Origin of the sequence: Mesorhizobium sp. M5C.F.Ca.IN.020.32.2.1, assembly GCF_004023105.1 — a bacterium.
Taxonomy (GTDB): Bacteria; Pseudomonadota; Alphaproteobacteria; order Rhizobiales; family Rhizobiaceae; genus Mesorhizobium; species Mesorhizobium wenxiniae.
Genome location: NZ_RZSX01001018.1, coordinates 1 through 2076 on the forward strand (window position 1 = coordinate 1; position 2076 = coordinate 2076).

Below are 2076 nucleotides of genomic sequence, written 5' to 3' on the forward strand. Positions count from 1 at the left end.
GGATCGCTTTGCCTCGACTTCCGGCAGGACAGGACTGTCAAACCCAATGCGATAGAGGCGAACCGGGCGGCTGATGTTCTTTAACGTCTTCTCGCCCAGGTCCTCCATGGCAATTTCGAGACGGTCGGCAATTTGGGTCGCCACCGCTGCGGTCACGCAGATACCGCCGACGTCGGCGAGTTGCTCGATGCGCGAGGCAATATTGACGCCGTCGCCGAAAATGTCCTCATCTTCGAAAATGATGTCGCCGAGATTTATGCCGATCCTGAACTCGATACGCCGTTCTTGCGGCACATCCGAATTGCGCCGTTTCATGCGCTGTTGGATTTCCACGGCGCATTTCACGGCATCGGTCACGCTCTGGAACTCAACGAGCATGCCGTCTCCCGTGGTCTTGATGATCCGGCCCTTGTTCTTCGCGATGGCGGGATCGACCAGTTCTATGCGATGGGTCCGAAGGCGTGCGAGCGTGCCGGATTCGTCGGCCTCCATTAGCCGACTGTAGCCCGCCATATCGGCAGCCAGAATTGCGGCTAGTCTCTGTTCCATCGCCTGAACCAAAAACCAAGCCTATCCTTCCTGGGCTGCCAAATCCAGCAATTTGGGCTTGCGGCTGAATCAAGAAGTCTTCCTACCCCAGCAGCAACAAAGGGCGGATCAGAACCTTCCTCTTTCGCCAGGTGGCTGCGAACTCGATCGCATCAATGGCGGGGGGATCCGCGCGGCGTCAGACCGGAAACGTCCGATATGAACCCGAGTTGGGACCATAGTGGCTGCACTCGCTGACGTCTGAAATGGCGAAAAGCGGTCGTAGATCTCGGAAACTAGCAAGAAATCTTAGACGCGCCCAAAACCAAAGCTGTTCCTCTTGCCAACCTCCCCGTCTTCCCCTAATCTCTCTGAGAAAACCTTTTCCCAAATCGCCCTGCATCCGCTGACCTCTCCACTCAACGCCTCGCAGGCCAACAAGAGAAAACCTTTTCCCAGCTAAGGAATCCGCCACGCATCATGGCCTCCGACGCCCAGCCAGTGTCTGCCAAGACCCCCGTCACCCTGCGCGAGGTGGCTGCCTCTGCCGGCGTCAGCGTTGCCACGGCCTCAAAGGCGCTGAACGGGCAGGGGCGGATGACGGCCGAGACGCGCGAGCGCATTCGCGAGACGGCGCAGCGGCTTGGCTTTCGCCCGAACAGCCTGGCGCAGAGCCTGTTGCGGCGGCGCTCCTTCACCGTCGGGCTGCTCACCAACGATACCTATGGCCGTTTCTCGCTGCCGGTCATGTCGGGCATTTCGGATGCGCTGGTCGACAAGGGCGTCTCGGTGTTTCTCTGCAACGTCGAGGACGACAAGCGCCTCGGCCAGCTCCATGTCGATGCCATGCTCGACAAGCGCGTCGACGGGATCATCGCCACCGGCAAGCGCATCGATCGCCATCTGCCGGTCGACCTGTCCAATCTCGGCGTTCCCGTGATCTATGCCTTCACCCAGCCCGATCCCGGCGCCGTCGCCTTTGTGTCTGACGACGCCGGCGGCGCGCGCCTGGCGGTCGAGCACTTTTGCCGGCTCGGACGGCGCCGCATCGCCCATGTCACCGGGCCGGCGAGTTTTGCGGTGGTGCACGCGCGGGCACAGGCCTATCGTGACGTGCTGACCGAAAAAGGCTTGCCGGTCATGGAACCATTGCTCGGATCGTGGTCGGAGGCCTGGGGTCACGAGGCGGTGAATAAGCTCTTCGACGGTAAGCTGTCGAAGAGCGGGGACGAAAAACCCGATGCCGTGTTTTGCGGCAACGACCAGATCGCGCGCGGCGTCATCGACGCGCTGCGCGAGCGCGGGCTTGGCGTGCCGGACGATGTCGGCGTCATCGGTTTCGACAACTGGCAGATCGTGGCCGAGGCAACCCGCCCGCCGCTGACCTCCGTTGACATGAACCTGGCGGCACTCGGGCGCGAGGCCGGCCTCACCTTGCTTTCGCTCGTCGGCGGCGAACCCGCCGAGCCGGGCATCCGAAAACTGCCGTGCCGGCTGGTGGTGCGTCAGTCATGCGGCCGTCTGCCGGACGGCTGAACGAATGCATGT

The 2076-nt window shown here is 62.0% G+C and carries 2 protein-coding genes; one reads left to right on the forward strand and one right to left on the reverse strand.

Features of this window, described 5'->3' with window-relative positions; all coding sequences use genetic code 11:
• A partial coding sequence (locus EOA86_RS32245) for an adenylate/guanylate cyclase domain-containing protein (RefSeq protein ID WP_164892212.1) occupies positions 1-549 on the reverse strand: 549 nt, incomplete at its 3' end.
• Between the two features lie 459 nt (positions 550-1008).
• On the opposite strand from EOA86_RS32245, the gene EOA86_RS32250 reads away from it, so the two are divergent.
• Entirely contained in the window at positions 1009-2064 is a 1056-nt protein-coding gene (locus EOA86_RS32250; protein ID WP_128345296.1) for a LacI family DNA-binding transcriptional regulator, read from the forward strand.
• Positions 2065-2076 lie beyond the last annotated feature (12 nt).

What these genes read in the sequence shown, in the direction of transcription:
- EOA86_RS32250 (WP_128345296.1), top strand. Translation starts at nt 1,009, where the DNA reads ATGGCCTCCGACGCCCAGCCAGTGTCTGCCAAGACCCCCGTCACCCTG.